This window comes from Bradyrhizobium lupini (assembly GCF_040939785.1).
In the GTDB taxonomy this organism is placed as follows: domain Bacteria; phylum Pseudomonadota; class Alphaproteobacteria; order Rhizobiales; family Xanthobacteraceae; genus Bradyrhizobium; species Bradyrhizobium canariense_D.
This window is the reverse complement of record NZ_CP162553.1, coordinates 7,477,891-7,491,616: the sequence shown is the minus strand read 5'-3', so window position 1 is coordinate 7,491,616 and position 13,726 is coordinate 7,477,891. Positions and strand designations below refer to the sequence as shown.

The following is a 13,726-nucleotide window of genomic DNA, read 5'->3' as shown; positions in this document are numbered from 1 at the left end:
GCGATGTCCGGGACGAAAGATTTCTCGACGACGAGGCGCGATCTTCTTCAGGCGGCAGCAACCGCCGGCGCCGCGACTGCCATCCTCGGCAGCATGGGCATAAACCCCGCCCTTGCAGCCGAAGTCGGACGAAGCGAGAAGCCGCTGAAGGCGGCGTTCTCCAACGCGGGCCTCCAGGCGACCTGGTGCGCGCAGGGCAAGCAGGCCGCGGAATTCTGGGGCAAGCTGTTCAATGTCGAGGTCACCTGGTTCGACGGCCAGCTCGATGCCGTGAAGCAGCGCGCGGCGATCGACAACATGGCCTCGCAGAAATGGGACTTCGTCGCGATCCAGGCTTTTGGCATCGGCACGCTCACCCAGCCGGTGCAGAAGATGATCGACGCCGGCACGCCCGTGATCGACATGGACACGCTGATTGCGCCGCTCGACCAGATCAACGTCCACTCCTTCCTCGCCCCCGATAACGAGTTCATGGGCGCCTCGGTGACGCAGGCGCTGTGCAACGCCATGGGCGGCAAGGGCAAGATCATCATGACGCAAGGAGCCCTCGGCCACACCGGCGCGCAGGGCCGCGCCAAGGGCTTCAACAACGTCGTGAAGCAATTCCCTGGGATCGAGGTGCTCGACACCCAGCCGGCCGACTGGGATGTGTCGAAGACCGCGCGTCTCTGGGAAACCTACCTGACGAAGTATCCGCAGATCGACGCGGCGTTCTTCCACAATGACGACATGGCGCTCGCCGCCGCCAACATCATGAAGGCGCGGGGCCGCACCAACATCCTGATCGGCGGTGTGGATGCGATGCCGCCGGCGATCCAGGCCGTCAGCGAAGGCCGCATGTTCGCCACCGTGCGCAATCCGTCCTGCCGCATTCATGGCGGCGCCATCATTGCGGGCGTCTCCGCCGTGGTCGGGGGCGAAAAGAGCGGACAGGGCATCCCGAAGAACGTCGTCACCGACGGTCCGGTCGTGACCAAGGCCAACGCCGCCGGCATGCAGTGGATGCAGGATCACTTCCTGATCTGAGCCTCCATGCGAGAGGATCGTTCGCCCATTCTGGAACTGCAGGGCATCACGAAGAGCTTCGGCGGCGTCGAGGCGCTTCGTGGTGTCGACTTCGCGCTCTCACCCGGCGAGATCCATGGTCTCGTTGGCGAGAACGGCGCGGGAAAAAGCACGCTGATGAAGATCATCGCCGGCGTGCACACCGAATTCTCGGGTCGCTTCCTGATCGACGGACAGGAGACGCATTTCCGCTCGGCCCGCGACGCTCACAGCGCCGGCATCGCCATGGTGCACCAGGAGCTGTCGGTCGCGCCCGACCTCACGGTTGCGGAGAACGTGTTTCTGGGCAACCAGCCGACCAACCGGCTCGGCCTCGTGCAATGGCGGCGGATGGCGCGGGAGGCCGGCGAGCAGCTCGCCCGCTTCGGCATCGACGTCGATCCGATGAGCAGGCTCGGCGACCTCCCGATTGGGCTGCAGCAGCTGATCGAGATCGCGCGCGTGCTGTTCTCCGGCGCGCGCATCGTCATCCTGGACGAGCCGACGTCCGCCCTCTCTCCGCCCGAGGTCGAGCGATTGTTCGCGACCCTGCGGCGCCTGCGCGAGGAAGGCACGGCGATCGTCTTCATCTCGCATTTCATCGAGGACATCTTGCGCGTGTCCGACACGGTCACCGTGTTCCGCAACGGGCGGAAGGTCGCGGAGACGGCAAGTGCCGCGACCAACAAGGGCGCGCTGATCGAGGCCATGATCGGCCGCGGCGGCGAAGCGCTCGAGCACAGCTACAGCGACGATTTGATGCTGCCCCAACCGAGCGACAGCTCGGTTGTCCTAAGGGTCGACCAGCTGTCGCTGGCCCGCAGCCTGAAGGACATCTCCTTCGAGGCGCGCGCCGGCGAAGTGCTCGGCATCTACGGCTTCATGGGCTGCGGCCAGCAGGAGCTGTCGCGCATCTTGTTCGGCAAGCTGAAGCCGGACGGCGGCACGCTCGCTGTCGAGGGCAAGCCCAAGACCTTCGCGAGCACGGCGGCGGCGCGGCGCGCCGGGGTGGCGCTGGTGCCGGAGAGCCGGCGCGCGATGCTGTTTCACCAGGAGCCGGTTTACAAGAACATCTCGATCAGCATCCTCGATCGCATCTCGGCGTTGCTGCTCAAGCCGGCGCAGGAGCGCGACATCGCAAAGCGCCAGGTCGAGCAGCTCCAGATCAGGCCGCCCGTGGTCGGCCTCGATCTCGGCATGCTCTCCGGCGGCAACCAACAGAAAGTCGCGCTGGCGAAATGGCTGACCTATCCGCCAAAACTGCTGGTGCTCTGCGAGCCCACTCGCGGCATGGATGTCGGCGCCAAGAACGACGTCATCAACATCGTCCGTGATCTCCGCGCCAGGGGCTCGCGATCATCGTGCTGTCGACCGAGCCGGAAACGGTGCTGTCGCTGGCCGACCGCATCCTGGTGCTCAAGCGCGGCGCATTGGTGCGCGAATTCAAGAACGAGCCGGTCAGCAAGGACCGCCTGCTGGAAGCGGCGTGACGGAGAAGCACCATGGCAAGCAGTGACACGGCTTTGGCGGCGGGGCAGCGGACGCGAGGGCTTGCGCCCTTCCTGCGCTCGCAGATGCGCAACATCGCCCCGTTCCTGACGCTGATCTTCCTGTCCGGCTTCTTCGCGCTGGCCAGTCCGTCGTTCGCGACGCTGGACAATCTCGGCAACATCCTGACGCAGGTCTCCGTCACAGGCATCATCGCCGTCGGCCTCACCTTCGTGATCCTCTGCGCGGAGATCGACCTCTCGATCGCCAGCATCGCCAACGTCACCGGAATCGCGGTCGCCTACTTCACGCTCCAGGAATCCTACGTCAACATTCCCAACATTCCCCTGCCCGGGGCCGCAGCGATCCTGCTGGCCATTTTGCTGTGCGCGTTTCTCGGCCTCGTCAATGCGCTGGGACTGACCGTGATCGGCATCCCCTCCTTCATCATGACCTTGGCGATGATGCAGATCGCGGCCGGCATCTCGGCGCTGCTGGTGCGGGGCCAGATCGCCTACAAGGTGCCCGGCGTGATCACCACGCTCGGCTCCGGATCGATCGGCGGCATCCCATGGATCGTCATCGTCGCCGCGATCATGCTCCTCTTGGGACATCTGGTGCTGACCTACACGCGCTTCGGCCGCTACGTCTACATGGTCGGCGGCAACCGCGAGGCGGCCGAATATTCCGGCCTTAACGTCAAGCTCATCCTCGGCGCGGTGATGGTCATTTCGGCGGTGTGCTCCGGGATCGGCGGCATGCTCGGTGTCGCTCATTTCGGCAGCGCGCAGCAGAACGAGTTCGACACCTATCTGCTCGACTCCATCGCTGCCGTCGTCGTCGGCGGCACCAGCCTGTTCGGCGGCCGCGGCGGCATCGGCAACACCATCGTCGGTCTCTTCGTTCTCGGTGTTCTCAACAACGGCCTCGACCACGTCAACATCGACAGCTTCCTGAAAATCCTGATCCGCGGCCTGATCCTGCTGGCAGCGCTGGTGATCAATGTTTATGCGCAGCGGCTGAGGGAGAAAGCGGTGGAATAGCCGCCCCTCAAAACAAAAAGCGCGAAAACAACCCCATGCACAGTAGAGACTGTGAGGGAATTCAACGACTTACAAAAACCCGAAATTGTGTAGCTGCGACCGTGGCGGCATTTGACTCGTCGGGCAAAACAGGAGCAGGATGTCATCGTGGCAGCGGGCGCGGATGGGCTCAGGGTCGCTCCCCAAACTCCGTCATTGCGAGCGCAGCGAAGCAATCCAGGCTGCCGCCGCGGAAAGATTCTGGATTGCTTCGCTGCGCTCGCAATGACGACGTGACAGCAGGGGCAATCCAGCCTCACCTCGATCGCGGAGCATGAGAACGCGGCTTAGCTCTCCGCTTTCTCATCCGGCGCAAGCCGCGAGAACCGGAAATTGCAGTGGCTCGCACCGCCCGCTAACGTCTGTGTCCTTTCCAGCCGGATGCCTCGCGCTGCGTAGGCAACGAAATCGAGCCCGCAGATGTTCGGCAAAATGTCCTTGTCGCCATGGCGCGCCGCGAGTTTGCAGAAGCCGCAAGCCTTGTAGTTGATGCCGAACTCAAAACTGTCACCCGTATCAGGCTCGACGAAATCGTAGACGAAATCTTCCGGAAATTCGGTCTGATGGCTTTCAGTCGCGCTTCTTGCCGCCTGCTCTCGCAGCAAGGCCTGGTTCTCCGGCGACATGAATTGACGCCCTGAGGCGAGACGCTCCGCTTCAGGCGCGGTGAGCAATTGCGCCTTGTAGGTTTCCCGCTCGATCTCGCCGATCACAGGCACCGGCACGCCGTGGCGCCGCAGCACCCGGCTGATGGCCATAAAACCCATCAGACGCATGAAGAAATCGCTCATGCGGCTTGCCGCGCCGCCGACATAGGGCATTTGGGTGAGCACGACTTCGAACTCGTCCATCACCTCGCGCCTTATCTCGTCGATCTCGGAAAGTTGCGCGCGCTCACGCAACATCGCTTCGGCCAAATCGAGCCGATCGCGCATGGCGGCCTCCATTGCACCGCGATGCGCTTCGTAAAACGGATGGATGATCTCAGCCATGGGACACCCGATATGATTGGCTCATTGCAAAGTCGGCTGGTTCACTCCGCGGCGATCGCCTCGATCTCCAGCAGCCATTTGCTGTCGACGGTCTCGACGATCACGACCGTCAGCGCAGGCTGGTGTTCGCCCAGCATCGCGCGACGAATGGAGCGGTTGGTCACGAGTTGATTGCGGTCAGTCAGGAACGTGGTGACCTTGACCAGATGCGCGATGCCAAGGCCGGCGGCAGCAAGCACCTCGATCAAATTGCTCCAGGCCTGCTCGCACTGCGCCTCGAAACCTTCGGGCACGGTGCCGTCGAGTCTCTCCGGCACCTGGCCGCTGATGAACAACAGGCGGCGATACTGCGTCAATTCAAGTCCCATGCAGTAGCCGCCGGCAGGCGCATGGACTGTTGCGGGATTGTGGCTGACGAGGTGAGCCGGGGGCACGAGGTTTCTCCGGATTGCGGGTCGGACCGTATCCGGCGCCATCACCGCTCCGCAAAGCATCATTGCTGCGGTTCAGCGCAAGAAAATCTATTGCAAGGCCACAGCCCATCAGTGTCAAAATGGAGCCCGATGACCTACGCCCTTCCCCCACTCAACGCGCTGCGCGCCTTCGAGGCCGCCGCGCGGCATCTCAGCTTCAAACTGGCCGCGCACGAGCTGCACGTGACGCCCGCCGCCGTGGGGCAGCAGGTGAAGGCGCTGGAGGCGCGCCTCGGCGTGCAGCTCTTCGAGCGGCTGCATAAGCAGCTCGTCCTCACCGTCGCCGGTCAGACCTATCTGCCTGGGGTCTCCGAAGGCTTTCGCCACATTGCGGAGGCGACCTCGCAATTGAAACCGGCAGGTGCGGTGCTGCTGCAATTGGGCATCCATGGCGGCTTCGACCTCCGCCGCCTCGACCTCGCGGCGTTTCGCAGCACGCATGCGGAGATCGGCTTGCGGGTGCTGCATCCGGCCGGCCTGCACGAATTGGTCGAGGGCAAGGTCGACCTGCTGCTCGCCCGCGGCCTCGGCCACCATCCCGGCTATCGCTGCGACCGGATCGATGAGGGATCGGGTTTGGGCGATTGGCTGGTTGCGCCTGAAGGCACCGCGGATTGCCCGGAGATCGTCAGTTTTCGCGCGTGGCTGCGTGCGCTGCCGGCGGAGAACTCGATAGCGAATCGCCGCCCTCGTCTGGTTGGTGGCAGACGATAGGCTCGACCGGCACGGAGGGTAACGGAGATAGAGCGACGCTCGCTGCACCAATCTCTTCACTCCGCCAACACCTCACCGCGTGCCCGTCGGCTCGCGTCTCCAGCACAGGCCCCGGCTCGCTCCGACACACAGCTTCCGCATAACGGCACCGCGGGCTGAAGGCGCATCCGTTCGGCGGATTGAGCGGATTGGGAAGGTCGCCGCCTGTCGTTGCCAGCGGTGCATGGCGCAAGGGATCGGGGATGGCGGCGATCAGGGCTTGCGTATAGGGGTGCGCGGGCCGTTCGAAGATCTCGCGCCAGTGGCCGTTCTCGACGATGCGGCCGAGATACATCACGGCGACCTTGTCGCTCATGTGTTCGACGACGCCGAGATCGTGGCTGATCATGATGTAGGAGAGGCCGAGCGTTTCCTTCAATTCCAGCAGCAGATTGATGATCTGGGCGCGGATCGAGACGTCGAGCGCCGAGACCGGTTCATCGCAGATGACGATCTTCGGATTGAGGATCAGCGCACGCGCAATGCCGATGCGCTGGCGCTGGCCGCCTGAGAATTCATGCGGGTAGCGGTCGGCCTGCTCCGGCCGCAGGCCCACATGCCGCAGCATCTTCGCGACGCGGTCCTCGATCTCGCTCTTGGCCGTGACGCCATGCACGCGCAGGGGATCTTCCAGCGTGCGGCGAACGGTCTGGCGCGGATTGAGCGAGGCGTAGGGATCCTGAAACACGATCTGCACGATGCGGGCCAGCGCCTTCCGATCGCCGGATGGTCGGTTGGTCACGTCCTGTCCGTCCAGCACGATGCGGCCGCGCGTCGGGGTCACGAGGCCAAGGATCGACAATGCGACCGTCGACTTGCCGGAGCCGGACTCGCCGACGAGGCCGAGGCATTCGCCCCGCTTCAGGGTGAGATCGACGCCGTCGACGGCACGGAGCAGCCGCCGGCCGCGCCCGAGCAGGCCGCCTCCGAGCGGAAAATGGACCGCGAGATCTCTGACGCTGAGAATGACATCGTCGTCCGGCCGTGTTTCAACCAAACTAGCTTGCGGCTCATGCATGGTGGTGACACCTGACCAGGCCGCCGGCGTCCAGCAAATCCGCTTCCGGCGGGGTGGTCCGGCAAATATCGGTCGCCTGCGCGCAACGCGGATTGAACCGGCAGCCGTTGGGGAAATTCGTGATGGCCGGGACCACACCCGCGATCTCCGTCAGGCGGCTGCGGCCAAGCGCTGCGCGACTGCCGAGCCGCGGCAGCGAGGCAACCAGGCCTCGCGTATAGGGGTGCGAGGGTGCCCGGAAAATATCGGCCGAGCCGCGCTCCTCGACGATGCGGCCGGCATACATCACGGCCACGCGGCGGCAGACATTGGCGACCAGCCCCAGATCGTGGCTGATCATCAGGATTGCGGTTCCCCGCTCGGCACACAGATTCCGCATCAGCTCGATGATTTCGGCTTGCACGGTAACGTCGAGCGCCGTGGTCGGCTCGTCGGCGATCAGGAGATCCGGACCGCAAGCGAGCGCGATGGCGATCATCACCCGCTGGCGCATGCCGCCGGACAGCTGGTGCGGGTAATCCTTCACGCGCCGCTCCGGGGCGGGAACGCGCACGCTCGCCAGCGCCTCGACCGCCAGTCTATCGGCTTCCCGCCAGCTCTTGCCCTTGTGCAGCACGAACATCTCGGCGATCTGCCGGCCCACCGGCGAGACCGGGTTGAGCGCCGTCATCGGCTCCTGGAAGATCATGGCGATGCGATTGCCGCGCAGATCCCGTTGCCTGGCGGCTGAAAGGTGCTGGATCTCCCGTCCCTCAAACCGGATGACACCGCCGCCGATCGACAACGGCTGCCGCAACAGGCCGATCAAGGCCAGCGCCGTGATGCTTTTGCCGCAGCCGGATTCGCCGACAAGGCCGAACGTCTCGCCGCGATCGATGCGGAATGAAATGCCCTCGGCCGCCGCAACGCGCCGCGATCCATCGTCGAGATCGATACGCAAATCCTCGACTTCGATCAGCGGCGTGCGGGTCATGTGCGCCGGCTCCGCGATTGCGGATCGAGAATGTCGCGCAGGCCGTCACCGAGCAGATTGAGGCCGAGCACCGTCAGGAAGATCGCAAGGCCGGGAAACACCGAGAGCCACGGCGCGGTCGTGATCTGATCGCGGGCATCCGACAACATGCTGCCCCAGCTCGGAAACGGCGGGCGGACGCCGAGGCCGAGGAACGACAACGCGGCTTCGGACAAGACCGCGCTGCCCATGCCGAGCGTGCCGATGACGACGATCGGCCCTAGCATGTTCGGCAGCAGCTGCGTGATCATGATGCGGAGATCGCCGTAGCCGAGCACGGTCGCGGCCTGCACATAGCCCTTGCTCCTCAGCGACAGCGCCGAGGCCCGCGCGATCCGGCACGTGAAGGACCAGTTGGTCAAGCCGAGTGCGATCAGCAGGCTGGTCAGGCCGGGACCGAGCACCGCCATGATGGCCAACGCGAAGATCAGCGAGGGGATCGCGAGCATGAGATTGGTCAGGCCGTTGACGACATCGTCCCACCAGCCGCCCCAATAGCCGGCGCTCAGGCCCAACGCGACGCCGATGACGCTATTGATGAGCTGCGAGACGATGCCGACCGTCAGCGAAACCCGCGCGCCATAGACGACGCGGGAATAGATGTCGCGGCCTTGGTCGTCGGTGCCGAACCACCAAGTCCAGCTCGGAGGCTCTTCCGCGTTGAGCAGATTGGCGTCCAGGACAGGATCGGTATGCGCCAGCCATGGCGCGAGCAGGCCGACCAGGATCGCAAGCGCGAACAGCGCGCCACCGATGATGAGATTGGCGCGGAGCTTCATGCGTATCTGATCCTGGGATCGATCACGCCGTAGAGCACGTCGATCAGCAGATTGATAGCGAGAAAGGACAGCACCACGACAAGAATGGAGCCCTGGACGGCCGGAATGTCGCGCTGCAGGACACTGTCGACCAGCAGCGAGCCGATGCCCGGCCAGGAGTACAGTTTCTCGACCACGACCGCCTGCCCCATCAGCCCGCCGAACTGCAGGCCGACGGTGGTGAGAATGATGACAAGCGCGTTGCGCATTACATGCCACTTCACGACTCGGGTCTCGCTCATGCCCTTGGAGCGCGCGGTGCGGACGAAATCCGCGGTCATGATCTCGAGGACCGCGGCGCGTGTCGTCCGCGCGAACAGCGCCATCGGCGAGACGCCGAGCGTCACGGCCGGGAGGATCAGATATTTCAGTCCGCCATCGCCATAGCCGAAACTCGGCAGCCAGCCGAGCTTCAACGCGAACAAGTACATCAGCACCAGTCCGAGCCAGAATTTGGCGATCGAAAGGCCTGATACCGCCACGACCATGGCCAGCGTGTCGACGATACCCCCCGGCTTCAGCGCGGCGATGAAACCCAGGGGAACACCGATCACGACGGAAAACGCCATGGCGGTGAAGATGAGCTGGAGCGTCGGCCATATCCGCTTGGCGATCATGAACGTCACAGGCTCGCGCGTCCGGAACGACGTTCCGAAATCACCGGTCGCAAGCTTGGCGATGTAGGCGCCGAAGCGGACATAGACGGGATCGTCGAGCCCGAGCTGCTTCTTCATGCGCAGCTCGACCTGCGGATCGGCATCGTCGCTCATCGACGAGACGATGCTGCCGGGAACGACGCTGAACAGCACGAACACCAGAGCCACCACTGCGAGCACGGTCGGAATGGTCTGCAGCAGGCGGCGGAACAGGAAGGAGAGCATCGGCACTTTTCCTCTCTCCCTCCGTCGTTCATGGCGACGGAGGGAGCGCGAGAGCGCGTGTCACTTCGCGGGCGAGGTCTCGTCGACCCAGAGGTCTTCGACGTTCTGATGGGTCAGTTCGGTCGCATTCAGCTGAACCCCCTTGAGCCACGGCTGCACGGCCATGACCGCCTTGTTGTAGTTGAAGAACCAGACCGGCGCCTCTTCGTAGAGAACAGCATTGGCCTTCTGCAGCAGCTGGGTACGCTTTGCAGCGTCATCGGACTGCCCCGCCTCGTCGATCAGCTTGTCGAACTCGGCATTCTTGAAGTTCATGTAGTTGCAGGCCGACTGCGGTGTCGATGAGTGGAAGCATTTGAGGGCGGCCTGCGGATCGGGTCCGGTCGCCTGCGAATAGACAAAGGCCTGGTAGTCGCCGCTGCGAACCACCTCCGCCAGCACCGCGGTCTCGACCTGCTTGACCTTGGCCTTGATGCCCACCCTGTCCAGCATCGGGATCACGGCCGAGACGATCGGCAGACCCCAGCTCTCGTTCTGGCTGGTGGTCCATTCGAATTCGAAGCCTGAGGGATAGCCGGCGTCGGCGAGCAGCTGCTTGGCCTTGGCGGGATCGAAGGCGTAGGGCTTCATGGCCTTGTCGTAGGCGGTAGAGGTGAGCGGCAGCCAGCTGGTGGCCCGGTAGGCCTTGCCCTTGACCAGCTTGTTGATGATCAGGTCGGTGTCGATCGCGTAGTTGATCGCCTGCCGGACCCGCTTGTCGGCGAACGGCTTGAACGCGGGATTCATCCCCATGTAGCGGGTGAAGACCTCGGCGACTTCCACGACCGTGCCCTTGAGGTCGGCGTCGTTCTGATAGGCGACATATTGCGCCGGTCCCAGCACCGAGGTGTCGATCTCCTTGTTGCGGAAGGCGACATCGCGTGCCGCGGCCTCCCCATGACCGACACAATGATCTTGTCAGCGTAGGGCTTGCCGGGCTTGTAGAACCGATCCCAGCGCTCCAGAACGATGCGCGACCCCGGCACGTGCTCGACGAATTTGAAGGGTCCAAGACCGATCGGCTTCTGGAGAAAGCTCTCCTTGGCGGCCTCGTCGGCGGGATAGATCGACGTGATCGCGTTCCAGAAGTAGAAACCTGGATCGACCTTCTCGGTCAGCTTCATCTCGAAGGTAAAGTCGTCGATTTTCTTCAGGCCGGAGATCTCCTTGGCCTGGCCCTTCTCGACCGCCGCCGCGCCCTCGATCACGCGGACATAGCGCGCACCGGGATAAGCCTTGGTGCCGTCCATGATGCGGTTGTAGGTCCAGATGATGTCGTCGGCCGTCATCTTGCGGCCGTTGTGGAAATAGGCGTCGTCGCGCAGCTTGAAGGTATGAACGAGGCCTCCGCCCGAGACGACGTCCTCCTTGGCAAGCTCCAGAACCGGCTTGCCTTCCGTGGAATTCCAGATGTAGAGCGACCGGTGCAGCGCCTTGGCGTAGATCTCGTCCTGGGCGCGCTGCGTGGTAAGAATGTCCAGGCTGGTGAAGCTCGAGCCATAAGGCGCGGTCATGCGGATGGTTCCGCCCTTGCGCGGCGTCTGGGCCTCCGCCGAGGCCACCAGTGCCAGCCCCAAACCCGCGATGATCGCCACTATCCTGAACATCATGGTCCCTCCGACAACGCAGCGTGCTCTGGTCCGAGAGTTGACCATCCACGGCACGTCGAGCGCAAGCGTCTTGAAGGGGTTGACGTATGCGAGCGTCGCGCGCGGGCCCGACCGATTTGCGCAGAAGCCCGCTAGAACTCCGGCTGCCAGTCGCGCAATTTTCGCGCTGCAGCGGTGACATCCGCGATGGTCGGAAACGCCCCCACCTCGAGCATCATCGCCCTTGCCAGCCTGACGGCGCGTGCTTCGCTGATCGCGCGCCGGCGCGGATCCTCGATCAGCTCGAAGTCGATATTGTGGGCGAGGCCGAAGATGCGGCGGATGGTTTTGCCGCGGCGAAGCCGACCGTGTCCGCGAACAGCCGCTGCATGTAGGCCTGCCGCTCGGCTTCCAGCCGTGCCGCGCCTGTCTCGCCGGCGAACAGTGAGGCGGGATAGGCATCGCCTGCGGCGCCAGCGCGCCAGAGCTCGAGGAACTTTCGCGTAAAATCGTTCCAGACCGTTTCCACCGTCTCCAGCACCCAGGCCTCGAAAGCACGCCGTTCGCCCGGCGTGCGCTCATGCCCGGCGGAGGCAAAATAGGCCATCAGGAGGTTGGCCAGCACGGCGCCGACATCGAAACCCATCGGGCCGTAGAACGCGAATTCGGGGTCGATCACCCGCGTCTCGCCGCCCGTGACCATGATCGAGCCGGTGTGCAGGTCGCCGTGGAGCAGCGCCTCGGGGCTCGCCATGAACTTCAGCTTCAACCGGGAGATCGCGACGTGGAGGTCCATATCCTCGCGAAGCTCTGCGGCGAGCGCATCGAGATACGGCGCAGTCCAGCGGTTCTGCTCGGCGACGCGGTAAGGATCGGTGAAGATCAGATCCTCGGTGATCTTGCACAGCGCATGGTTGCCGGCGAAAGCTGCGATGCCCTGCTTCTTCTCGGCCGCCGACACCGCGAGGTCGGAGGTGAAGAACAATGTCCGCGCCATGAAGGTGGTGATGTCATCGACAAAGCGCGGATACTGCGAGCCCGCAACCATCCCCTTGCGCATGATGATGTGGGGCTCGAGCAGCTCCATCACCGTCAGCGCCAGGGCCTCGTTGTGATGCAGCAGCGCCGGCACGAGGCCGGGCGCGAGCTCGGCCTGCCGCGACAAAGCGAGATATTCGTAATGAGCCCGGGACAACGGCAGCGGCCAGCTCTCGCCGACGAGGCGGACATAGGGCAGCGCCTGCTTCACGGCGATGCCGCCGCGGCCGCCCTTGACGATGAAAACGAGATTGAGATTGCCGTCGCCGACTTCGGTGATCGACCAGGAGGCCGGCTCGCCGCCGAGGGTCGCGGCGAGATCCGCAACGCCCGCGAGATAGTCCCGCAACGCCGCCTCATGCAAAATCCGGTAGTCCCCCTGCCCCTGCGCCATGACGATCCCATCCCATGCTTGGCATGGCCGAATCGTTACTCCCGCTCCAGGAAGCTCGAGCCGATCTCGGCCTTTCTTTTGATCGGATCGTAATCACAATAGACGCTGTCCGCCACCAGCGTGTAGCTGGCGCTGACGGTGTATTTGTCTGTTTTGACCGAGTTCAGGCCGATCACCGCGGTGCTCTTGCCGCCGTTCCATTTGAACGGTGTCGAGCTCTTGGCCTGCTCGCAGGCGATCACGGCCTCATTGAAGACATAGCCCTCGACGAACGCCTTCAGGGTGCGCACCTGCACGGCCATCTTCCACTCGAAATAGCCGATGGCACCGAGACCGGCGACGATAAGCACCAGAAGCGCGACGACGATCCGCTGAAAAGTCATTCTTCCCCCAACCAAGCCAACCACGAAATCCTAAAACGGCATGCCCATCAATTTCGACAGGCGCTCGATCGACAAATAGCCGGCGTGATAGGCGACCATGGCGATCCCGTAGATGACCGCCGAGATGATGGTGGTCCAGATCAGCTTGCCCCCCATCCGTGTCAGGATCGGCGCACCGGGGTCGCTGCCCGGCACTCCGACGCCGTCCTCGTGCTGGCTGCGCACGCCAAACGGCAGCGTCAGGAACAGCGCGACCCACCAGATGACGAAGTAGATCGCGATCGCGGTTGAGATCTGGATGGCCATGGCTTCGGCCTATGCCTGCTCGATTTCGACCAGCGCGCCGGAAAAATCCTTCGGGTGCAGGAACAGCACCGGCTTGCCGTGGGCGCCGATCTTCGGCACGCCGTCGCCGAGCACCCTTGCCCCCTCCTTCACCAGCGTGTCGCGCGAGGCGATGATGTCGACCACCTCGTAGCAGACGTGGTGGATGCCGCCGTCGGCGTTGCGGTCCAGGAACTTTGCGATCGGCGAGGCCTCGCCGAGCGGCTCGATGAACTCGATCTTGGTGTTGGGCAGCGTCGCGAACACCGTGGTGACGCCATGCTCGGGCAGCGCGACGGCCTCCGAGATCTGGGCCCCGAATGCGGTGCCATAGATTTTGGCGGCCTTGACGGCGTCCTTGGTCGCGATCGCGACATGGTTGAGCCGGCCCAGCATGT

The 13,726-nt window shown here is 64.0% G+C and carries 12 protein-coding genes and 3 pseudogenes; 4 read left to right on the top strand and 11 right to left on the bottom strand.

The genetic code is table 11. The features are described 5' to 3' along the window. The first annotated feature begins 3 nt into the window (after positions 1–3). The 3 genes and pseudogenes from AB3L03_RS36085 to AB3L03_RS36075 all read left to right on the top strand — a co-directional run bounded on the left by AB3L03_RS36085 (position 4) and on the right by AB3L03_RS36075 (position 3,575). Positions 4–1,026 (top strand): sugar ABC transporter substrate-binding protein, encoded by a 1,023-nt coding sequence (locus AB3L03_RS36085; RefSeq protein WP_007610940.1) that lies wholly within the window; start codon positions 4–6, stop codon positions 1,024–1,026. Positions 1,027–1,032: 6 nt separating this feature from the next. Further along, positions 1,033–2,534: pseudogene (locus AB3L03_RS36080) on the top strand (sugar ABC transporter ATP-binding protein). A gap of 12 nt (positions 2,535–2,546) precedes the next feature. Continuing rightward, positions 2,547–3,575, top strand: coding sequence for an ABC transporter permease (locus tag AB3L03_RS36075; RefSeq protein WP_085353317.1), 1,029 nt, complete (start codon positions 2,547–2,549; stop codon positions 3,573–3,575). A 326-nt stretch (positions 3,576–3,901) separates the two neighbouring features. Here the strand turns inward: AB3L03_RS36075 and AB3L03_RS36070 are convergent, their stop codons facing one another. Together AB3L03_RS36070 and AB3L03_RS36065 are read right to left on the bottom strand one after the other, a co-directional pair. After that, positions 3,902–4,606 (bottom strand): L-2-amino-thiazoline-4-carboxylic acid hydrolase, encoded by a 705-nt coding sequence (locus AB3L03_RS36070; protein ID WP_085353319.1) that lies wholly within the window; start codon positions 4,604–4,606, stop codon positions 3,902–3,904. Between the two features lie 41 nt (positions 4,607–4,647). Next, positions 4,648–5,040, bottom strand: coding sequence for a RidA family protein (locus AB3L03_RS36065; RefSeq protein ID WP_085353580.1), 393 nt, complete (start codon positions 5,038–5,040; stop codon positions 4,648–4,650). A 129-nt stretch (positions 5,041–5,169) separates the two neighbouring features. On the opposite strand from AB3L03_RS36065, the gene AB3L03_RS36060 reads away from it, so the two are divergent. Then, positions 5,170–5,793: a LysR family transcriptional regulator gene (locus tag AB3L03_RS36060; RefSeq protein WP_085353322.1), complete on the top strand. Its 624-nt coding sequence runs from the start codon at positions 5,170–5,172 to the stop codon at positions 5,791–5,793. Here the strand turns inward: AB3L03_RS36060 and AB3L03_RS36055 are convergent. The 9 genes and pseudogenes from AB3L03_RS36055 to mce all read right to left on the bottom strand — a co-directional run bounded on the left by AB3L03_RS36055 (position 5,708) and on the right by mce (position 13,724). Then, positions 5,708–6,850, bottom strand: coding sequence for an ABC transporter ATP-binding protein (locus AB3L03_RS36055; RefSeq protein WP_085353325.1), 1,143 nt, complete (start codon positions 6,848–6,850; stop codon positions 5,708–5,710). The genes AB3L03_RS36060 and AB3L03_RS36055 overlap by 86 nt on opposite strands. Further along, positions 6,843–7,823, bottom strand: coding sequence for an ABC transporter ATP-binding protein (locus tag AB3L03_RS36050; RefSeq protein WP_204511344.1), 981 nt, complete (start codon positions 7,821–7,823; stop codon positions 6,843–6,845). Before AB3L03_RS36050 ends, AB3L03_RS36055 begins: the two co-directional genes overlap by 8 nt. Next, entirely contained in the window at positions 7,820–8,641 is an 822-nt protein-coding gene (locus AB3L03_RS36045; RefSeq protein ID WP_368507979.1) for an ABC transporter permease, read from the bottom strand. Before AB3L03_RS36045 ends, AB3L03_RS36050 begins: the two co-directional genes overlap by 4 nt. Next, a complete protein-coding gene (locus tag AB3L03_RS36040; protein ID WP_018455074.1) occupies positions 8,638–9,561 on the bottom strand; it encodes an ABC transporter permease in 924 nt (307 codons plus the stop codon). Before AB3L03_RS36040 ends, AB3L03_RS36045 begins: the two co-directional genes overlap by 4 nt. A gap of 60 nt (positions 9,562–9,621) precedes the next feature. Then, positions 9,622–11,207 (bottom strand): annotated as a pseudogene (locus AB3L03_RS36035) (ABC transporter substrate-binding protein). Positions 11,208–11,341: 134 nt separating this feature from the next. Beyond that, positions 11,342–12,621: pseudogene (gene mtnK / locus AB3L03_RS36030) on the bottom strand (S-methyl-5-thioribose kinase). Between the two features lie 35 nt (positions 12,622–12,656). After that, positions 12,657–13,004: a hypothetical protein gene (locus tag AB3L03_RS36025; RefSeq protein WP_007603574.1), complete on the bottom strand. Its 348-nt coding sequence runs from the start codon at positions 13,002–13,004 to the stop codon at positions 12,657–12,659. Positions 13,005–13,034: 30 nt separating this feature from the next. Then, a complete protein-coding gene (locus tag AB3L03_RS36020; RefSeq protein ID WP_018455077.1) occupies positions 13,035–13,310 on the bottom strand; it encodes a DUF1467 family protein in 276 nt (91 codons plus the stop codon). 9 nt (positions 13,311–13,319) lie between these two features. Next, on the bottom strand, positions 13,320–13,724 hold the full coding sequence (gene mce, locus AB3L03_RS36015) for a methylmalonyl-CoA epimerase (RefSeq protein WP_018455078.1): 405 nt from the start codon (positions 13,722–13,724) through the stop codon (positions 13,320–13,322). Positions 13,725–13,726 lie beyond the last annotated feature (2 nt).

Excerpts from the sequence above, each read along its gene's own strand:
- AB3L03_RS36085 (WP_007610940.1), top strand. The coding sequence starts at position 4 with ATGTCCGGGACGAAAGATTTCTCGACGACGAGGCGCGATCTTCTTCAG.
- AB3L03_RS36075 (WP_085353317.1), top strand. The coding sequence starts at position 2,547 with ATGGCAAGCAGTGACACGGCTTTGGCGGCGGGGCAGCGGACGCGAGGG.
- AB3L03_RS36070 (WP_085353319.1), bottom strand. The coding sequence starts at position 4,606 with ATGGCTGAGATCATCCATCCGTTTTACGAAGCGCATCGCGGTGCAATG.
- AB3L03_RS36060 (WP_085353322.1), top strand. The coding sequence starts at position 5,170 with ATGACCTACGCCCTTCCCCCACTCAACGCGCTGCGCGCCTTCGAGGCC.
- AB3L03_RS36055 (WP_085353325.1), bottom strand. The coding sequence starts at position 6,850 with ATGCATGAGCCGCAAGCTAGTTTGGTTGAAACACGGCCGGACGACGAT.
- AB3L03_RS36050 (WP_204511344.1), bottom strand. The coding sequence starts at position 7,823 with ATGACCCGCACGCCGCTGATCGAAGTCGAGGATTTGCGTATCGATCTC.
- AB3L03_RS36045 (WP_368507979.1), bottom strand. The coding sequence starts at position 8,641 with ATGAAGCTCCGCGCCAATCTCATCATCGGTGGCGCGCTGTTCGCGCTT.
- AB3L03_RS36040 (WP_018455074.1), bottom strand. The coding sequence starts at position 9,561 with ATGCTCTCCTTCCTGTTCCGCCGCCTGCTGCAGACCATTCCGACCGTG.
- AB3L03_RS36025 (WP_007603574.1), bottom strand. The coding sequence starts at position 13,004 with ATGACTTTTCAGCGGATCGTCGTCGCGCTTCTGGTGCTTATCGTCGCC.
- AB3L03_RS36020 (WP_018455077.1), bottom strand. The coding sequence starts at position 13,310 with ATGGCCATCCAGATCTCAACCGCGATCGCGATCTACTTCGTCATCTGG.
- mce (WP_018455078.1), bottom strand. The coding sequence starts at position 13,724 with ATGCTGGGCCGGCTCAACCATGTCGCGATCGCGACCAAGGACGCCGTC.